Below are 18,698 nucleotides of genomic sequence, written 5' to 3' on the forward strand. Positions count from 1 at the left end.
TGGTTATTTATGAGTTGCAATTACATAACATCGCAAATACAGCAGGCTAACAAAAAAATGCTACCTTTTGCAGTGTAATTTTAAATGCATTTATATCCCGAAAGCAAATACAAAACACAATGGCATTACCCAATATCTTCACCAAACCGGTAGCGGATGGCGTTATTGAACGCATTAACAAACTAACGCCTCAGAGCACGCCACAATGGGGAAAAATGAGCGTATCGCAAATGATGGCGCATTGCTGTGTGGCCTACGAACTGGTTTACGAAGCCGAAAAGCACCCTACACCCAATGCTTTTATGAAATTAATACTGAAGCTTTTTGTAAAAGATGTGGTAGTGAGCGAAAAGCCTTATAAACATAACAGCCCAACGGCGCCCGCGTTCATTATTAAAGATGAGAAGAACTTTGAAGCGGAAAAAGCACGACTGATTGCCTATATCACTAAAACACAGGAATTGGGCGAAGCAGCTTTTGATAACCGTATGTCGCACTCGTTCGGCAGGTTAAGTATTAATGAGTGGAACAATATGTTCTATAAACATTTTGATCATCATTTAACTCAATTTGGCGTATGAGCGCTAAAACAACCGAAAGTCCCTTTGGCAAGATAGGGGCGCCAGCCACACGGGCATTGGCGAGCATAGGGGTAACATCGCTTGAACAGGTTACTCAATTTACCGAAGCACATTTTTTAAGCCTGCATGGGTTTGGCCCTAAAGCCATGCGGATATTAAAGGAAAAAATGGTAGCCAATAAACTGGAGTTTAATACAGGCGAGTAGTTCTTAATAACCTTGCTACCCCAAATTAAGCAGCCATTTCAATAAGATATAAGATACGTATATAGTGGCGGCCAGCGATATCAGCAGCAAAATGGTTATGAAAATGATGATGCCCTTACCATCGCCTTGGTGTTTACCTTCCTGGTAATGCTCCTTTAATAATTTGATGTTGCGCGTGTTGGCCTTAAAGTAGAAATCGGTTATTTGGCCAAGAACAGGAATGGCACCGATAATAGCATCTACAGAAATATTCAGGGCCATTAAGATCAATACCTTCCGGCTTACGCTGCCATTTTTAGCTATGATATAAAGCAACATTGCTGCAACCACAAAGCCCGATGCATCGCCCAAAAATGGAATGAAATTAAGAATAGGATCAAGCCCGAAACGGAATTGAGTACCGGGTACGCGAAATTTGTCGTCCATTACAGAAGCTATCTGCTCTACCCATTTTAGTTGGCCGGTAAGCGCGGTGTTTTTATTAGGCTGTTTCATTGCTATCAGGTTAAGCAATAACAGGAGTATTTGTTTTGCCGATGCCGGTGTTATTCGGTATGGTTATTGTTTTATCATGGCGGGCCGCAAGGCCAATTTTATAAACTAATACATTTGTTATGAAAAGCCATGATCTGAAGAACAACAACAGCGGGCAAGGGCACACCACCAGCGACCGCGCGTTCAACAACCAAAACGAAAAACTGAAAGAGCGGGGCATCAGCAATGCAGGCGGGCAACGGTCCGACCAAACCTCGAGCCGCGATAGTGCCCACAAACAAGAGCATAAGAAAGACTAACAAGAACATTAGTGATAAAAGAGCGCCCCGATAAGGGGCGTTTTTATTTAGGAAGAATTTTAACAGGATGACATGATGGGGAGGATGTGCAGGATTTCATTTTTTTCATTCCACTGATCTTATTTTTTGGGATTCCACTGATTTTAAATTGATTCCACCGATTATAGAATAGCATTTTTGTAGAGTGGCAAAATGTTGTCTCGCCTTGATGTTAACACACTTTAATTATTGACATTTGTTTTGATGTTCACGCCCGACTTGATATTTACCGCTGTACTTCTTATTGTACTGTTTTTAGTTTACAACCTGCGTAAGCTCACCATGTCGGGTACTATAGTTGCCGGGATGGTGGCGGTTTGTATTTTTAAGGGAAGCGGCTTTTTGGGGATATTAATGCTGGCGGTATTTTTTGTGCTGGCAACCGTGGCTACTTCGGTTGGGAAGAGTTTTAAAGGTAAAACCCATCAGGAAAGGCGCAACGCCGCGCAGGTGGTTGCCAATGGTGGCATGGCGGCACTAATAGGGTTGGTAATGTGGATTAACCATGCGCCGGGATATCCGCTTATCTTCTTCTTGGCGGCATCCTTATCGTCTGCTACGGCTGATACCTTATCATCAGAACTGGGGACGGTTTACGGGCGGCGCTTTTTCAATATCATCACGTTCCGGCGCGATGAGCGGGGCAGGGACGGGGTTATCAGCCTGGAAGGTACGCTTGCCGGCTTATTTGGCTCTGCCATAATAGGCGTTATTTACCTTTTGCTTATCGGCGGCAGCGGCGGCTTTTGGCTGATAATTATAGCGGGCACCGCCGGTAACCTGTTCGACTCGGTGCTTGGCGCTACGCTCGAGCGCAAAGGCATTATTCAGAATAATACCGTCAATTTCCTGAATACCGCTTTTGCCGTATTAATTGCCTGGCTGTTTACTATTTAAGCACTACCTGGGCCGTGTTACGGTTGGTTTGCTTCATCAGTACGGTTTTGCCTACAGTTATTTCGTTCAGCGCTTCATCGTTATAATGCCTTAAGGTTACCAGCGTAAGGTTATCGTTATATTTTACCTTGAAACCCGTTTTAAGCGATGCCAATAGTTTTTCAAAACGTTCGGGTACCAGATCGATACAGGCGGTAAAGCTCAGCGCCGAAGTCTGCATCACGTTCACTTTCACATGGTTTTTAGCGAACAGCCCGAATATTTCGCTGAGGTGGCTTTCTGAGATGAAAGAATAATCAGTTGCTGAAATGGATAATAGTACCTGTTTTTCTTTTACGATGATAACCGGTTTGGCAAAGTTGATGGTAACGCCATCCTTAATAACAGTTCCCGGCGCATCCGGCTGCATAAAGGGTTTTACCAGCAGGGGGATATTGGCGTTTTGTAGCGGCTTTATGGTTTTGGGGTGAATAACGCTGGCGCCATAATAGGTCATCTCTATAGCTTCCTGGTAACTCAGCTCATCAAACTTAATGGTATCGGCAAAGCGTTTTGGGTCGGCATTCAGTATACCGGGTACATCTTTCCAGGTAGTTACCGATTCGGCACCAAGGCAGGAGGCAATAATAGATGCGGTGTAATCAGACCCCTCGCGGCCCAGCGTAGTAGTGAAGTTCTCTGAGGTACCACCCAAAAAGCCTTGCGTTACTACAACGCTCTTCTGCAACAGGGTAGGGATATCCTTTTGAATGCTTTCGCGGGTTTTATCCCAATCTACCACGCCTTCGCGGTAGGTATTGTCGGTATGTATGTAGCTGCGCACATCAAGCCATTTGCTGCTGATACCCTCGTTGCCGAACCATGCGTTTACAATGCGGGTTGATACCAGTTCGCCAATGGAAACTATCTGGTCGTAAATAAAATCGTAGTCGTCGTGCGGCTCGTCTTCTATCATCCAGTCTATTTCTACAAAAGTGTTGGCCACTTCGTCGAAAACCGGGTCGTAAGGTTCAAAAAGCTCCGATAGAATATGGTAATGGTATTCTTTTATTTCCTCGAATATTTCGTGCACATCGCCTTCGCCGTTTACGTAGGCATTGGTTAGTTTTTCGAGCGCATTGGTAGTTTTGCCCATAGCCGATACCACTACCAGCAACTGTTGCCCTGTATAAAGGCTAACCACTTTGGCTAAATTTTTTACGCCTTCTGCATCTTTTACCGATGCGCCTCCGAATTTAAATACCAGCATTTTTTATTAAATAATGTGCAACCACCGAAGTGGGTTTTAGTAATGTTTTTAGTTCTGCCCAGGGGATAACCAGTTCGGTTTGCCCGGCAGCGTAGGGTTTTATTTCGTACTCGTTGTACAAAAACTTAATTCCTACCGGAGTGAACAGGTAATTTTCATTCAGCACGAATTTGGCATCCTCAAAAAAGTAATCCTGCTCCAACGATGCGGTATCTTTCAGGTTTTCGTTTTTACGGAAAATACGCTCGCCAATTTTGTTGAGTTGTTTTTGGGTATTGGGCTGCAATACATCTTCCAGGTAAAGCGCCTTTTTTGTTTTAGGGTCCCAGTTTAAAAAGCCCGTGAAGCTGGAGCCATGCGCACCTCCCTGGTAGGTGTAACCACCATATTCAATAGCAACCAACGCACTATCCTGGCTTACCACCTTGGCATACTCGGTAAGTTCGAAGAACATATCCTTACGCTCATCGTCCTTTTTAAACTCGTCATACTTGGTTAAGTAAGTAGCTACCATTGCTGATAGGGAAGAATCGGGTTTCTCGTCGCCGTTTACATACAGGTTTATCAACCTGCTTTGTAAGGTATCGTTCAGCGCATCCTGCCCTTTAAAAAGCGGATAGTTTATTGTTGCAGTGGTACAGGTGCTATCCGGGCGAGTTCCGCAATCTTTCGCCCGGTCGTGTATGGTTTTCATCTCATACCCAACCGTGTCGGTAAAACTATCCGGTTCTACCTTTTTTGCCGGTTTACCAAACTCGCAGCCCGCTAAAGCTATCAGCGTAACACACCCTAACCATATTCCCCTCATACCCGTCATCACTTAAAATTTATAACCTGTTCTTTTGATAAAGCCGCATTCAGCCAGCCCGCTTCAATATTAGCTTCGTATTTTTTGTAAAATTTAATAGCCGGTTCGTTCCAATCAAGCACCTGCCAAACCATACCCGAGAAACCCAGTTCGCGGGTTTCCTGTATCAATCTATCGAACAACAGCTTACCCAAGCCTTTACCACGGTAAGCTTCGGTTATCACTAAATCCTCGAGGTAAAGGCGCTGCCCTTTCCAGGTAGAGTAGCGTATGTAGTAAAGCGCAAAGCCTACTACAATGCCGTTATCTTCCACCACAAAAGCTTTCCAAACCGGTTTAGGCCCGAAGCCTGCTGCTTCAAATTCTTCTAAAGTAACCGTAACCGCATCCGGCTCTCGCTCAAATATGGCCAGTTCAATAATGAGTTCTAAAAGGCGCGGGCAATCAGACAAAGTGGCTACGCGGAGTACGGTCCCGAGCCCCGAAGCCCCCCCCGCCCCCTGAAGGGGGAGCTTTTGATCAGCAGTAGTGCTATTGTTATCCATTTATGCTGTAAATTCTTAAAATTCGTTTTACTCGAGTTCAGACAAAGGTGGAATCGGTGGAATCAATCTCAAAATCGGTGAAATCCCGAAAGCAAAAAATCCTGCCTAATCCTTCAATCCCTAATCCTGTCAAAAAACTTTGCAAGCCAATTAGTTCGTGTTATTTTTCCAGTGCTTAATAACTCGTGTGCCGAAAATAGTACTACCCAACCTCACCATATTGCTACCTTGCTCAATAGCCAGTTGATAATCTGCCGACATGCCCATCGATACCGTATCGAACGACTCCTCCTTACGGAAGAAGCTGGTTTTTATACCGTCGAAAAAGGTTTTTAGCTCGTAATATTCTTCTTTTATCTGTTTCTCGTTATCGGTATTGGTGGCAATACCCATTAAGCCGCGTATGCGTATATTTTTTAATTCGGCATACTCGGGGTTGCGCAATAGCTCAATGGCCTCGTCGAAACCTAAACCATATTTGGTGTCTTCATCAGCAATGTATATCTGCAGCAGGCAATCAATAGTGCGGTTGTTTTTTAGTGCGTGTTTATTTATTTCCTGCAACAGTTTAAGGCTATCAACCGATTGTATCATGGCAATAAATGGCGCAATGTATTTCACCTTGTTGGTTTGCAGGTGGCCTATCAGGTGCCATTGTATATCTTTTGGCAGGGTTTCTTGTTTTTCTACCAGCTCCTGCACCATATTTTCGCCAAATAAGCGTTGTCCTGCATCATAGGCTTCCATCAGGTCGGCAGCAGGTTTGGTTTTAGATACCGCAATCAGGGTAACGCCAATGCCGCCGGTTTCCTTTTTTAGGTTATTGATGTTATCTGCTATGCTCATTTATCCGTAAATTTGTAATTGTAAACGCCGCTAAATTAAGTAATGCGCAACTATATTATCTTGTTTTTTTCTGCTTTGGTTATTTTAACTGCCTGCAAAAGCAAAGTGCCGCCGGGTGTTATCCCGCAGGAGCAAATGGTAAGCCTGCTTACCGATGTGCATTTAACCGATGGCGGTATGTATAGCATACCCCAGGTGCCCGATAGTTTATACAGATACGGCAAAGCGCGGTATATAGCACTTTTTAAGCGGCACAAAACTACCAGTAAGGCTTTAGAAACCAGCCTTAAATATTATTCAACGCAGCCTCCGGAATTAATGGCTATCTACGAGCAAGTATCAAAAAATATACAGGCCAAGATAGATTCGTTAAATAAGGCCGGGAGCCCTGCCAAACCATCTAAACCTAATGCTGTACCCCCTCAATAGTGCCGATAAACTCGGCTTTACCGAAATAAAAGAACTGATAAAAGCACACTGCCTAAGTGTTATGGGCCAGCAAATGGTTGATAAGATACAGGTAATGAGCAATTACGACCTGATAGCCAAATTCCTGAACCAGGCGCACGAGTTCAAGAACATCCTGCAGAACGACGATGCCCTGCCCATTAATCATTTTTATGATATAAAAACACTGGCCAATAAGGCGAGGATAGAAGGCGCTTTCCTGTCGGAAGAAGAATTTTTCCAGGTGCTTACCTCGTTAACTACGGTTTTTGCTGTTATAGCCTACTTTAACGAGCGTAAGGATGTTTACCCCAACCTGGAGGCGCTTTTCGAGCACCTGCCGATAGAGAAGGCCATCATCAAAAAGATAGATATGGTGATAGACCCGAAAGGGAAGATACGCCATAATGCATCGCGTGAGCTGATGGAGATTACCACCGGCATTGCCAAAGCCGAGCAGGAGGCCCGTAAAAAAATAGACCAGATATTTAAGGCCGCCAGTGCCAGCAACTGGACGGCCGATGGCTCGCTTACCGTGCGCGACGGGCGCCTGTGTATACCATTACTGGCCGAGAACAAACGGAAGATAAAAGGCTTCATTCATGATGAATCAGCCTCGGGGCAAACGGTTTACCTCGAACCTGAGGAAGTGTTTACACTCAACAACCGCATCCGCGATTTAGAGTTTGATCGCCGCCGCGAGATCATCAAAATACTTACCGCTCTTACCGATGAGTTGAGGCCGTATGTGCCGCTGCTGCTATCGTACCACGGGCTGCTTACCAAGCTCGATTTTGTGCGCGCCAAGGCGCTTTTCGCTATCGAGATAGAAGCGGAGATGCCTAAAGTGGTAAACGAGGGGCGTTTTACGTTTTACAACGCACGCCATCCGCTTTTGTACCTCAATTTTAAAAAAGAGCAGAAAACGGTTGTGCCGCTGAATGTTTCTATTGACGATAGCACACGCATCATTGTGGTATCGGGGCCAAATGCCGGCGGTAAATCGGTTTGTATGAAAACCGTTGGGCTGCTGCAAATGATGGTGCAAGCCGGTTTGCTGATACCCGCCAGTGCCGATAGCGTTGCAGGGGTATTTAAGCAATTGTTTGTTGATATTGGCGATGATCAATCCATAGAAAGCGACCTGAGTACCTACAGTGCGCACCTATCAAAAATGAAATACTTTGTAGAAGGCGCCAACGGAAAAACGCTGATATTGATTGATGAGTTTGGTACCGGTACCGATCCGCAATTTGGTGGCCCCATTGCCGAGGCCGTGTTGGAAGCTCTGAACCACAAAAAGGTGCGCGGTATGGTTACCACGCACTATAGTAACCTTAAAATATTTGCCAGCAATACCGAAGGGATAGAAAATGCATCGATGTTGTTCAATAACACCGCCATGCAGCCGCTTTACATGCTGGAGGTGGGCAAACCCGGTAGTTCGTATGCTTTTGAGATAGCGCAAAAAATAGGCCTGCCGCAGAACGTATTAAACCTTGCACGTAACAAAGTAAGCGCCGGGCAAAAGCGGGTGGATAGCTTGCTGGTTGATTTGGAGCGCGAGAAGAAGGAAATATTTGATACCAAACAAAAGCTGGATAAGCAGCAGCGCCATGTAAACCTGTTGTTGAAGGAAAACGAGGAACTGAAAAGCTTTTTAGACGAGAACCGTAAGAACTTAATGCGCGAGGCCAAGCAGGAGGCTAAAAACATCATCCTGAATGCCAATAAGCTGGTAGAAAACACCATTGCCGAAATAAAAAGCAGCAATGCCGATAAGGAAGTTACCAAAACCCTGCGCGATAACCTCACCGCCGAGGTAAAAAAGAATACCATTAAAACCGAAGCCCCGAAACCTGCAGCCAAAACCGATGAGGAAATAAAAGCCGGCGATTGGGTGAAGCTGATAGATGGCGATACTACAGGCCAGGTGATGGAAATTATAAAAGACAACGTGGTAATTGCCATGGGCGAGCTGCGCACCGTAGTGAAACGCAAACGCGTAGAGAAGGTAAGCCGCGCGGAGGTACCTAAAGAGATACGCCGCAGTAATATTGGGCAAACCAACGATGTGGCGAGCTTTAGCCCCGAGATTGACGTACGCGGTATGCGTACCGAAGATGCGCTGTTTGCGATTGAAAAACTGTTCGATAGGGCATTGATGATGGGGTTCGGTACCCTGAAAATTTTGCACGGAAAAGGCGATGGCATATTGCGTAAAATGATACGCCAGTACTTGAAGAAGTATGAGCAGGTGGATAGGATGGAAGATGAGCACGCCGACAGGGGCGGGGCAGGGATAACTTATGTGTATCTGAAGTAGCATTTCACGAATTGAGTTAACACTAATTGTTTCGAATTGAATCGAATTTCACGAATTGAAAAATGAATAGAATTAAGGCTTTAGGTTTATTTACTGCGTTTTCCTTTTTTGTTGGGATAAGTTGCGTTGCCCAAACCGTTATTCCTTACAATGATCCCAACATCCACTATATGGGGCGTATTGGCGAAAAAGAGGGCGCGGCAGAATTAACCTGGACGGCATCATCTGCCATTATTAATTTCGAGGGTACAGGTGCAAAGGCTACGCTGGAGGATAATACCGGGTTCGATTTTGTGACCGTGGTGGTTGATGGTAAGGTGGTAAACAGCATACAGGTAAAAAACTACAAAACCGATTATGTATTAGCTACGGGCTTACCCGCAGGCCCGCATAAACTGGAGCTTTTTAAACGTACCGAGTACGAAATGGGCAAGTTGTTATTCTATAAGTTCACGCTGGAGGGCAATGGTAAAATATTGCCGCCGCCGGTTTATAAACACCGCATTGAGTTTTATGGTAACTCCATTACTTGCGGCTATGCGATAGAAGACCTGGAAGGGAAGGATAGGGGCACCTACCAGTTCGAGAATGGTTATAAAAGCTACGCCAACATAACTGCGCGCCATTTTGATGCCGATTATTATTGCATTGGAAAAAGCGGTATAGGTATTACAGTAAGCTGGTTCAATTACGTTATGCCCGAAATATATAACCGGGTATACGCCATGGATTCTACCAAACTATGGGACTTTAAAAAGTATACGCCAGAAGTGGTGGTGGTAAACCTTTTCCAAAACGACTCGTGGATAGTAACACATCCCGATAATCCAAACTTCCAGGCCCGCTTTGGCGATACCCCGCCAACGCCGGAGTTTATCATTAATGCTTACCAAAACTTTATAGCTAAAATACGGGCGCAATACCCCGATGCTAAGATTATTTGCGCCTTGGGTGCTATGGACGCCACTCGTAAAGGCTCGGCATGGCCGGGGTATATTGAGAAAGCGGTAGATAACCTGCGCGATAAGAAAATTTACACTCACTTTTTCCCTTATAAAGATACGCCGGGGCACCCTATCGAGCAGGAGCACAAAGTTATGGCAGCGAGCCTGATAAAATTTATAGAAAAGAAGATGAAATGGTAGTTGGCAAAAGCGGGAGGCTTTAGTATATTGCAGTGCCCCCTAATTATGTCAATAAAAGCTTTATTCTCCGTATTGTTGGCCTGCGTGCTTTTTGCTGCGTGCAAGCCTTCCACCGTCGTTAATTTTGACAATCCTAATATTCACTACAGTGGGCGCGTCGGCATAAAAAAAGATGCTGCGGAATTGATATGGACGGCTTCATCCGTAGTGGTAAATTTTGAAGGCACCGGGGCCGATGCAGTGTTAAGCGATAGCAAGGGTGCCGACATGATAACCGTGGTGGCGGATGGTAAGGTGGTACAAACCCTTAAGCCTAAAAAAAATAAGCAGAAAACTTACGAACTGGTTAGCGGTTTGCAGCCAGGAAAACACCGCCTGGAGTTGTTTAAACGTACCGAATACCAGGTAGGTACCCTATCTTTCTACGGGTTGAAACTTCATGACGAAGGAAAAATACTTCCCCCTCCCGTTTACAAACACCGTATAGAGTTCTATGCCAACTCCATCACCTGCGGCTTTGCGCTGGAAGATACAACGGGTAAAGACCGCGACGAGGGTTTTCAAAATGGCTATCGGTCATACGCCAATATAACTGCCCGGCATTTTAATGCACAATACCATTGCATAGCCAAAAGCGGCATAGGTGTGGTACTGAGCTGGTTGCCATATATTATGCCCGAAATATATGATAGAACATATCCCATGGACCCAAAAAGTAAATGGGATTTCTCGAAGTTTACCCCAGAGATTGTAATAGTGAACCTCTTCCAAAACGATTACCACACGCTAAGCAGTCCCACTCATCCCCAATTTAAAGCGAGGTTCGGTACTACGCGGCCATCGGCAGAAACAATCATTGCCAAATACCAGGATTTTATAAAAAGCATTAGAAACAAATACCCGGATGCCAAAATAATTTGTGCCCTGGGTAGCATGGATTCCGTCGAGCCGGGCTCACCTTTTCCGGGATACGTCGAAAAGGCTGTTGCTACACTTGGCGATAAAAATGTTTATAGCCAGATATTCCCATACCTGGGTGCCCATCGCCATCCCAACGCCCGCGAGCACGAGGCAATGGCCAAACAATTAATAAGCTTCATCGAAACAAAATTCGGCTGGAAAGGAGAATAGTGGATACGATTTCAGATTTGACAACTTTTAAAAAGTTGTCAAATCTGAAATCGTCGTGTGAATCGATAAATTCCTAAATCGTGTTCTATTCACCCACCTTCTGTTGCTCAGATACTTCATTTGGCCCCGGAATGTTTACTTCTTCCTCGTCAAGTGTTTCGCCTTCACCGTAATTTACTTCGGGTACTTCTTTGTCGCCCTCAGCATCTGCAACATCCGGGTCTTCTTTTGCCGGACCTGTATTTTCGGTGTCCGACTGCCCCGTTTTGGTGGCATCTGCCGCTGTTGTGTAATTAGGTTGTCCGAGCTGGTTAGGGTCTTTAAAGTTAATGTTTTCGGTAAACTCGTCAGATGGTTCGTTACGGCTTAGGTAGGCGTTGTTGTAGCCCACGTATTTCGACGGGTTGTTTTTATCGTCGCCGGCTGGCGTATTGTTTTCTTTGCCAAACTTATGCCCGCCCATAGGCTCGCCTTCCCGTACAGGCTTCGTAGCGTTACTATTGCGTGTCAGTTCCTTTTCCGACAGGTTTTTATCGTCCTTCACCTCATAGGCGTTGGGCGTATTTTCGTTTTCTCTGAGTTCCATTTTGTTTATAGTTTGATCTTTATATTAAAGGTTCCTGATTTCTAATTGTTTGCTTTTTTTTCTTATAAGTTAACTTTGTTATTTAACCACAGAGGGCGCAGAGATTTACACAGAGAGGCACAGAGCTTTTATTGCTGATAATTTATGGCATATGCCCTCCATAGTCAAATGGACATTATAAAAACTCTTTAACCGATTGCAAAGCTCTGCGAACCTCCGCGCAACCTCAGCGAACTCCGTGGTTAAATTAACCGTCATGCAAATCAATTCGTGAAATTCGAATCAATTAGCACCAATTCGTGTTTATTAATTTACTTTTACACTACCAATTATTTACCGAATGAACAAAGTAGTTAGCGGTGCCGACGAGGCCATCCGCGATATAAAAGACGGCATGACGCTGATGCTTGGCGGCTTCGGCATGTGCGGTCTGCCCGAGAAATGCATATTAGCCTTAGTGAAAAAAGGCGTTAAAGATCTTACCTGTATATCCAACAATGCCGGGGTTGACGATTTTGGCATAGGCCTGCTGCTGCACCAGCGACAGGTAAAAAAGATGATCGCATCATACGTAGGCGAGAACGCCATCTTCGAGAGCCAACTGCTTAGCGGCGAACTGGAAGTAGAGCTTATTCCGCAAGGTACATTAGCCACGCGCTGTATGGCTGCAGGTTATGGTATGCCCGCCATTTTTACCCCTGCCGGTATTGGTACCGAAGTAGCCATAGGCAAAGAAGTACGTAATTTTAACGGGAAAGATTACCTGATGGAAATGGCTTTTGATGCTGATTTTGCCATAGTAAAGGCCTGGAAGGGGGATAGGATGGGTAACCTCGTCTACCGTTCTACGGCTCGCAACTTTAACCCCGTTATGGCCATGGCGGGGAAGATAACCATTGCCGAAGTAGAGGAACTGGTAGAGCCGGGAGAACTGGACCCGGATCATATTCATACACCGGGGATTTATGTGCATCGGATTTTTCAGGGAGAGAATTACGAGAAACGGATTGAACAAAGAACCGTTCGTAAAAAGGAATAATTAATAAACAATTGCGAGCGATAACGAAGCAATCTCATAGCGTGCCCTACGATAATACAATCCCACGCTGCTCGTCGCAATAACAAAAAAATAGAATATCATGCTCGACAAAACAGGCATCGCAAAACGCATCGCGAAAGAAATAAAAGACGGTTATTACGTTAACCTTGGTATAGGTATACCCACACTGGTAGCCAACTATATACCCGATACCATGGATGTAGTACTGCAATCAGAGAACGGTTTGCTGGGTATGGGGCCATTCCCGTACGAAGGGGAGGAGGACCCGGATGTAATTAATGCAGGTAAGCAAACTATTACCATGCTGCCGGGCTCTGCCGTGTTCGATTCAGCCATGAGTTTTGGGATGATACGCTCTAAGAAAGTAAACCTCACTATACTCGGTGCTATGGAAGTATCCGAGAACGGCGATATTGCCAACTGGAAAATTCCGGGTAAAATGGTAAAAGGTATGGGCGGCGCCATGGACTTGGTGGCCTCGGCCGAAAATATTATCGTAGCCATGCAGCATGTAAATAAAGCGGGCGAGTCGAAGCTTTTGCCTCAATGTACGCTACCACTAACCGGCATTCACTGCGTAAAAAAAATAGTGACCGAACTGGCTGTATTGGATGTATTACCCGAAGGTGGTTTTAAACTGCTGGAGCGCGCGCCGGGTATATCCGTAGAAGAAATAAAGGCCGCGACTGCAGGGAAGCTTATTATTGATGGCGAGGTTCCGGAGATGGTTATTTAGCATAATAGTCTTTTTGTTATTTTTACAACCATTAGCTATTAAACCTTGCAATTATAATGCACTACGCCATTTGCACTTATGGTACACGGGGCGATGTACAACCCTACATAGCGCTATGCCTCGGGCTTAAGGACAGGGGGCATACCGTTACCTTATTAGCCCCCGAAAATTTTAAGGATCTGGTCGGAAGTTTTGGTGTTAACTTTTACCCGCTTCACGGAGATGCCGAAGCTATCCTGCAGTCAGACGAAGGGCAGCGTGTTTTAAAGAAAGGCAATATTGTTGCCATATTAAAATACATGCAAAAGGCAGGCCGCGAGGTGCAGCCCATTGTAAATCGCGACTTACTTGAGGGTTGCGCCGGGGCAGATGTTTTGATTGCCAGCGTACTAACCCTGATATGGGTACGCACCATTGCCGAAAAGCTGGAAAAGAAGTGGGGGATAGTGCAGCTTAATCCGCCATCGGCATCCACAAGCGAATTTCCGTTCGCGGGGATGGCGTTCATTAACTGGGGACCATACAATAAGTTCACTTATTGGCTGTTGGAAAAAATATATTGGAGGTTCAATAGTAAAGAGCTGAATAAATTTCGCGCTTCGCTTGGGCTGAGGGCTGTAACTATGGCCGATATCAGTAACGATGCGGCAGCCAATCATCTAAATCTCTACGCATTTAGTCCGCAGCTGATCAGGCAACCGGCCGACTGGAGTAGTAATACCCGTATAACAGGTTTCCTTACCCTGCCGCCAAAAGTCCGCGAAGCCAATGAAGCGGAAGCCTTGCCCGCCGGACTGAAAGAGTGGATGCAACACCCGCAGCAACCTGTTTATATAGGCTTTGGCAGTATGCCTGTGCCCGATGTGGATAAGGTTAGGGCTATTTTGCAGGAAATAATACGAGCAACCGATAAGCGGATCTTGTTTTGCAAGGGCTGGTCGCAGATACCCGATCTGCCGGAGCACCCCAGGCTGTTCGTAGTAGATAAAGTGAACCACCAATGGCTGCTGCCGCAATGCCAAACTGCTGTGATACATGGCGGTGCGGGCACGTTAGCGGCGGTGCTGAAAGCAAAGATACCGATAATTATAGCCTCGGTATTTGGCGACCAGGTTTGGTGGGGCGATATTATTCAAAAGAAAAACCTTGGCTTCCATATCCCGTTCGTAAAACTAACGGCCGCCAAGTTAATCACAGCAATTGACGGAACACAGTCGGCAGATACCAGGCAAAACGCATCAGCATGCGGAGAAGCAATGAATAAGGAAGATGGGCTTACAACTGCGTTAGATGCTTTTGACGAATATTTTGAAGCGCCGGTGCGTGTAGGAGATAGAATTGAGATATAATACCGAATAATGAATTTCGAATATCCAATATCGAAGTTTCTTCATTCATTATTCGGTATTCAGCATTCGGTGTTCGATATTAAAAAGGCAACTTTTCAAACTTTTATTACCTTTTCAAACCCTTCCAACCTTTTATAACTTTTCCCAACCTTTCCCATCAACAACCCCTATCTTTACCGCCATGAACCACCTCATAGCACCTTCAATTTTAGCTGCCGATTTTGCTAACCTGCAGCGCGATGTTGAAATGATGAATAATAGCACTGCCGACTGGATGCACTTTGATGTGATGGACGGCATGTTTGTGCCCAATATCTCCTTCGGTTTCCCGGTTTTAAAGGCAGTTAAGCAGTATGCCACCAAGCCTATCGATGTCCATCTGATGATCGTAGACCCCGACCGCTACCTGAAAGCTTTTGCCGATGGCGGTGCTTACAGCATTACCGTGCATTACGAAGCTTGCCCGCATTTGCACCGTACTGTACAAGCCATAAAAGAGTTGGGCTGCAAAGCCGCTGTGGCTATTAACCCGCATACGCCAGCCTTATTACTGAAAGATATTATTGCCGATCTGGATATGGTTTTGGTGATGAGCGTTAACCCGGGCTTTGGTGCCCAAAAGTTCATACCGCATAGTTATACCAAAATTGCCGAGGTGCGTGCCCTTGCAAATGAGTTTAACCCAAACCTGTTGATAGAGGTTGATGGGGGAGTAGATATTGGCAACGCTGCTAAACTGATAGCTGCAGGCGCTAATGTTTTGGTGGCCGGTAATTCGGTATTCTCGGCGCAAAACCCTACCGAAACTATTGCTGCACTTAAAAACGTAACCATTTAATAACGTTGTATTCATAGGGCGGACTTGCCTTATGTCAACTATTTTTAAAAAATGTAAAATTTGTCTACAGACTTTGTAGGAATTACTAACTTCGGCACTTCAAAATACAAAGTTGATAATTAACACATCAGCATTTTAAACCAACATAATATGAAACACAATTTCGGTGCCGGCCCCGGCATACTACCACACGAAGTTTTAAAACAAGCTGCCGCAGCAGTTATTGATTTTAATGGAACAGGTTTGTCACTGCTTGAGATATCGCACCGATCGCCGGAGTTTGAAGCAGTATTGAACGAAGCTGTTAAGTTGGTAAAAGAACTTTTCGAAGTTCCTGAGGGCTATTCTGTATTATTTTTACAGGGCGGCGCCAGCACTCAATTTGCATTAGCACCATTCAACTTGTTGCCTGAAGGCGGCAAGGCTGCTTATGTAGAAAGCGGCGTTTGGGCAAATAAAGCACTAAAAGAAGCTAAGTTTTTTGGCGACGTACAAGTTGTTGCAACTTCTAAAGAAGCCAACTTTACTTACATCCCTAAGGATTACGAGATCCCAGCCGATGCTGCTTACCTGCACTTAACATCAAACAATACCATTTACGGTACACAGTTACACGAGTTCCCTAAATCGCCAATACCGGTGGTTTGCGATATGTCGTCAGATATCTTCAGCCGCAAAGTAAATGTTGCCGATTTCGGTTTGATCTATGCCGGCGCACAGAAGAACATGGGCCCTGCCGGGGTTACTTTGGTAATTGTTAAAGATAGCCTGTTGGGCAAAACCGGCCGTAAAATTCCGGCTATGTTCAACTACGAAGTACAGATAGATGGCGGCTCGATGTATAACACGCCTCCTTGCTTCGCTATCTACGTATCAATGCTTACCCTTAACTGGCTGAAAGCAAAAGGTGGTGTTGAAGCTATCGAAAAAGAGAATGCTGCTAAAGCAAAAGTACTTTACGAAGAAATTGAGCGTAATCCGCTGTTCAAAGCTGTTGCTGTGCCAGAAGACCGCTCGCACATGAACGTTTGCTTTGTTGCCGAAAACCCTGAGCACGAAAAACCATTCCTGAAACTGTGCGACGAAAAAGGCATCGTAGGCTTGAAAGGCCACCGCAGCGTAGGTGGTTTCCGCGCTTCAATTTACAACGCATTGCCTATCACCAGTGTTTACGTGCTGATAGACGCTATGCGCGAGTTTGCTGAGAAAAATAAATAATTGTAAATGGTTGATTAAGTGAGTGGTGAGTGGTTAATGTCCGCTTTAAAACTATTCACTTAATCAACCACTTAACCTAATTAACCAACAATGATCAAAATATTAGCCAATGACGGCATCGACCCGATAGGCAAAAAAATGTTAGAAGACGCGGGCTTTTTTGTTGATACCAACAACATTCCGCAAGACGAATTACCTGCACGTTTAGGCGAGTACGACGCTATAACCGTTCGTAGCGCTACCAAAGTACGCAAAGCCCTTATCGACGCTGTACCAAGCCTTAAACTGATAGGTCGCGGCGGTGTGGGTGTTGACAACATCGACGTAGATTACGCAAAAGAAAAAGGCATTGGCGTGTACAACACCCCGGCCTCTTCTTCTTTATCAGTTGCCGAGTTAGTGTTCGCGCACCTGTTTGGTGGCGTACGTTTCCTGGCCGATAGCAACCGCAAAATGCCGGTAGAAGGTACCACCAAATTCAACGACCTGAAAAAAGCTTATGCAAAAGGCATCGAGTTGCGCGGCAAAACTTTAGGTATCCTTGGCTTTGGCCGTATAGGCCGCGAGGTAGCTAAAATAGCTATCGGTGTAGGTATGGATGTATTAGCGTTCGACGTATTCCCTTTCAACCCAGAGGTTGAAGTAGTATTAGGCGGTGGCTTTGTTGCTAAAGTAACCGTTAAAGCCGCTACTAAAGAAGAAATTATTGCTAACGCAGATTTCATTTCGTTACACACTCCATTTGTTGACAAACCTTTAATTGGTGCCGAAGAATTTGCCGCAATGAAAAAAGGCGTGGGCCTGGTGAACTGCTCACGCGGTGGTTTGATCAACGAAACTGACCTCATCGCTGCTTTGGATAGCGGTAAAGTAGCCTTTGCAGCACTGGATGTTTTCGACAACGAACCAACTCCACGTGCCGACATCTTAGCTCATCCAAAAATTTCGCTTACCCCGCACATCGGTGCCGCCACCAACGAAGCGCAGGAGCGTATAGGCGTTGAATTGGCAAGCTTAATTATTCAGCATTTTAAAGGATAATTCCTTTTTTGATATTAGCAGAACGAGCCCTTTACTGATGAAGTGAAGGGCTCGTTTTTGGTAGAATACTTACAATTAATTCATCATAAAGCATATTTAGGGTGACATTTTCTTATCTATTTTGAATTGCACGGCATTATCAATTACGTGTGTTAAGGTTGGAGCATTCTTATAAATTAAATGATTTTGAAATTGAAAGTCAACTCCAACTTTCTTCCATAATAATTTTCGGTCTACTTCCGTTATTCCTTCGTGACAGAGATTACATAAAGTAATAAGATTCGACGGCTCCGTTATTCCTCCTTCTTCCCATGGCTTAATATGATGGACTTCAAGTGTTAAATATCGCTCATCATCTGGGGATTTTCCGCAAACGCGGCAGCATAAACCATCCCTGGTCATAATCTCCATTCTTAGTTTACCTTTTGCGAACCTTGCCAACTGAGGCTTTGCAACGATATTATAATCTATAATTCCATGACTGTATGATTGGATAATTATTTTAGGTGCGAGTATTTCACTCCAATTTTCTTTCATAACGTCATCTTCAATTAGAAAGTGACCTCCAATATATAAAGAAGCTGTCAATTCTTTTTTATTGTCAATAATAGCAACCTGTTCCCCTGCACCTTTAAAATTACGCCTAATAATCTCTGGATCAACAGAACAGATTCTTCTCTCACTAAAACTTATGTTAGGTTTTATATCTTCACGATATCTAATCCAAAGGCTGAAAAACGCAGCATAGGTAATATCTTCTGATTGAGGCTTTACAGAAACAAAATAATATTCTCTACCATGAGCTTTTTTGTCAAATGCTGAAATATATAGTTCTAAAAATTCGTTTGTCACTATT

General features: G+C 44.8%; 21 protein-coding genes. 14 read left to right on the forward strand and 7 right to left on the reverse strand.

The annotated features are described in order from the left end of the window. The first annotated feature begins 119 nt into the window (after window positions 1-119). Together BC343_RS01440 and BC343_RS01445 are read left to right on the forward strand one after the other, a co-directional pair. Window positions 120-581 (forward strand): DUF1569 domain-containing protein, encoded by a 462-nt coding sequence (locus BC343_RS01440; RefSeq protein ID WP_078345936.1) that lies wholly within the window; start codon window positions 120-122, stop codon window positions 579-581. Next, window positions 578-787: a helix-hairpin-helix domain-containing protein gene (locus tag BC343_RS01445; protein WP_078345937.1), complete on the forward strand. Its 210-nt coding sequence runs from the start codon at window positions 578-580 to the stop codon at window positions 785-787. The genes BC343_RS01440 and BC343_RS01445 overlap by 4 nt, the downstream gene beginning before the upstream one ends. 15 nt (window positions 788-802) lie before the next feature. On the opposite strand, the gene BC343_RS01450 is transcribed toward BC343_RS01445, so the two are convergent. After that, complete coding sequence (locus BC343_RS01450) at window positions 803-1,282, reverse strand: DUF4112 domain-containing protein (protein WP_078345938.1); 480 nt, start codon at window positions 1,280-1,282, stop codon at window positions 803-805. 119 nt (window positions 1,283-1,401) lie between these two features. Here BC343_RS01450 and BC343_RS01455 point away from each other — a divergent pair, with 119 nt between their 5' ends. Together BC343_RS01455 and BC343_RS01460 are read left to right on the forward strand one after the other, a co-directional pair. Then, window positions 1,402-1,581 (forward strand): hypothetical protein, encoded by a 180-nt coding sequence (locus BC343_RS01455; protein WP_078345939.1) that lies wholly within the window; start codon window positions 1,402-1,404, stop codon window positions 1,579-1,581. Between the two features lie 228 nt (window positions 1,582-1,809). Beyond that, window positions 1,810-2,517 (forward strand): DUF92 domain-containing protein, encoded by a 708-nt coding sequence (locus tag BC343_RS01460; protein WP_143822030.1) that lies wholly within the window; start codon window positions 1,810-1,812, stop codon window positions 2,515-2,517. Here BC343_RS01460 and BC343_RS01465 read toward each other — a convergent pair. The 4 genes from BC343_RS01465 to BC343_RS01480 form a co-directional block, all read right to left on the reverse strand. Continuing rightward, complete coding sequence (locus BC343_RS01465) at window positions 2,510-3,766, reverse strand: aspartate kinase (RefSeq protein WP_078345941.1); 1,257 nt, start codon at window positions 3,764-3,766, stop codon at window positions 2,510-2,512. The two genes, BC343_RS01460 and BC343_RS01465, sit on opposite strands and share 8 nt — an antisense overlap. Next, window positions 3,753-4,583, reverse strand: a complete 831-nt coding sequence (locus BC343_RS01470) for a DUF3298 and DUF4163 domain-containing protein (protein WP_078345942.1) — start codon at window positions 4,581-4,583, stop codon at window positions 3,753-3,755. The genes BC343_RS01465 and BC343_RS01470 overlap by 14 nt, the downstream gene beginning before the upstream one ends. After that, complete coding sequence (locus BC343_RS01475) at window positions 4,583-5,119, reverse strand: GNAT family N-acetyltransferase (RefSeq protein ID WP_078345943.1); 537 nt, start codon at window positions 5,117-5,119, stop codon at window positions 4,583-4,585. Before BC343_RS01475 ends, BC343_RS01470 begins: the two co-directional genes overlap by 1 nt. Before the next feature lie 150 nt (window positions 5,120-5,269). Continuing rightward, window positions 5,270-5,965: a YggS family pyridoxal phosphate-dependent enzyme gene (locus BC343_RS01480; RefSeq protein ID WP_078345944.1), complete on the reverse strand. Its 696-nt coding sequence runs from the start codon at window positions 5,963-5,965 to the stop codon at window positions 5,270-5,272. Between the two features lie 42 nt (window positions 5,966-6,007). Between BC343_RS01480 and BC343_RS01485 the strand changes: the two genes are divergently transcribed. The 4 genes from BC343_RS01485 to BC343_RS01500 all read left to right on the forward strand — a co-directional run bounded on the left by BC343_RS01485 (window position 6,008) and on the right by BC343_RS01500 (window position 11,014). Continuing rightward, window positions 6,008-6,394, forward strand: coding sequence for a DUF4296 domain-containing protein (locus BC343_RS01485; RefSeq protein WP_078345945.1), 387 nt, complete (start codon window positions 6,008-6,010; stop codon window positions 6,392-6,394). Continuing rightward, complete coding sequence (locus tag BC343_RS01490; protein WP_078345946.1) at window positions 6,375-8,738, forward strand: endonuclease MutS2; 2,364 nt, start codon at window positions 6,375-6,377, stop codon at window positions 8,736-8,738. The genes BC343_RS01485 and BC343_RS01490 overlap by 20 nt, the downstream gene beginning before the upstream one ends. Window positions 8,739-8,800: 62 nt before the next feature. Next, window positions 8,801-9,883 carry an SGNH/GDSL hydrolase family protein gene (locus tag BC343_RS01495; RefSeq protein ID WP_078345947.1) on the forward strand — a complete coding sequence of 361 codons (1,083 nt, stop codon included), beginning with the start codon at window positions 8,801-8,803 and terminating at the stop codon, window positions 9,881-9,883. Window positions 9,884-9,928: 45 nt separating this feature from the next. Continuing rightward, window positions 9,929-11,014, forward strand: a complete 1,086-nt coding sequence (locus BC343_RS01500) for an SGNH/GDSL hydrolase family protein (protein WP_078345948.1) — start codon at window positions 9,929-9,931, stop codon at window positions 11,012-11,014. An 85-nt stretch (window positions 11,015-11,099) separates the two neighbouring features. Here BC343_RS01500 and BC343_RS01505 read toward each other — a convergent pair whose 3' ends face one another. Then, window positions 11,100-11,600 carry a hypothetical protein gene (locus tag BC343_RS01505; RefSeq protein WP_078345949.1) on the reverse strand — a complete coding sequence of 167 codons (501 nt, stop codon included), beginning with the start codon at window positions 11,598-11,600 and terminating at the stop codon, window positions 11,100-11,102. A 340-nt stretch (window positions 11,601-11,940) separates the two neighbouring features. Here BC343_RS01505 and BC343_RS01510 point away from each other — a divergent pair, with 340 nt between their 5' ends. From BC343_RS01510 to BC343_RS01535, 6 genes are all read left to right on the forward strand, one after another. Continuing rightward, window positions 11,941-12,639, forward strand: a complete 699-nt coding sequence (locus BC343_RS01510) for a CoA transferase subunit A (RefSeq protein ID WP_078345950.1) — start codon at window positions 11,941-11,943, stop codon at window positions 12,637-12,639. A 100-nt stretch (window positions 12,640-12,739) separates the two neighbouring features. Then, window positions 12,740-13,396 carry a 3-oxoacid CoA-transferase subunit B gene (locus BC343_RS01515; protein WP_078345951.1) on the forward strand — a complete coding sequence of 219 codons (657 nt, stop codon included), beginning with the start codon at window positions 12,740-12,742 and terminating at the stop codon, window positions 13,394-13,396. 56 nt (window positions 13,397-13,452) lie between these two features. After that, a complete protein-coding gene (locus tag BC343_RS01520; RefSeq protein ID WP_078345952.1) occupies window positions 13,453-14,745 on the forward strand; it encodes a glycosyltransferase in 1,293 nt (430 codons plus the stop codon). 181 nt (window positions 14,746-14,926) lie between these two features. After that, entirely contained in the window at window positions 14,927-15,583 is a 657-nt protein-coding gene (rpe, locus tag BC343_RS01525) for a ribulose-phosphate 3-epimerase (RefSeq protein ID WP_078345953.1), read from the forward strand. A 150-nt stretch (window positions 15,584-15,733) separates the two neighbouring features. Next, window positions 15,734-16,801, forward strand: coding sequence for a 3-phosphoserine/phosphohydroxythreonine transaminase (serC, locus tag BC343_RS01530; RefSeq protein WP_078345954.1), 1,068 nt, complete (start codon window positions 15,734-15,736; stop codon window positions 16,799-16,801). A gap of 90 nt (window positions 16,802-16,891) precedes the next feature. Continuing rightward, window positions 16,892-17,842 (forward strand): D-2-hydroxyacid dehydrogenase, encoded by a 951-nt coding sequence (locus BC343_RS01535; RefSeq protein ID WP_202909708.1) that lies wholly within the window; start codon window positions 16,892-16,894, stop codon window positions 17,840-17,842. A gap of 96 nt (window positions 17,843-17,938) precedes the next feature. Here the strand turns inward: BC343_RS01535 and BC343_RS01540 are convergent, their stop codons facing one another. Next, window positions 17,939-18,694: an HNH endonuclease gene (locus BC343_RS01540; protein ID WP_078345955.1), complete on the reverse strand. Its 756-nt coding sequence runs from the start codon at window positions 18,692-18,694 to the stop codon at window positions 17,939-17,941. Window positions 18,695-18,698: the final 4 nt, after the last annotated feature.

This window comes from Mucilaginibacter pedocola, assembly GCF_002013915.1.
GTDB classification, from domain to species: Bacteria; Bacteroidota; Bacteroidia; order Sphingobacteriales; family Sphingobacteriaceae; genus Mucilaginibacter; species Mucilaginibacter pedocola.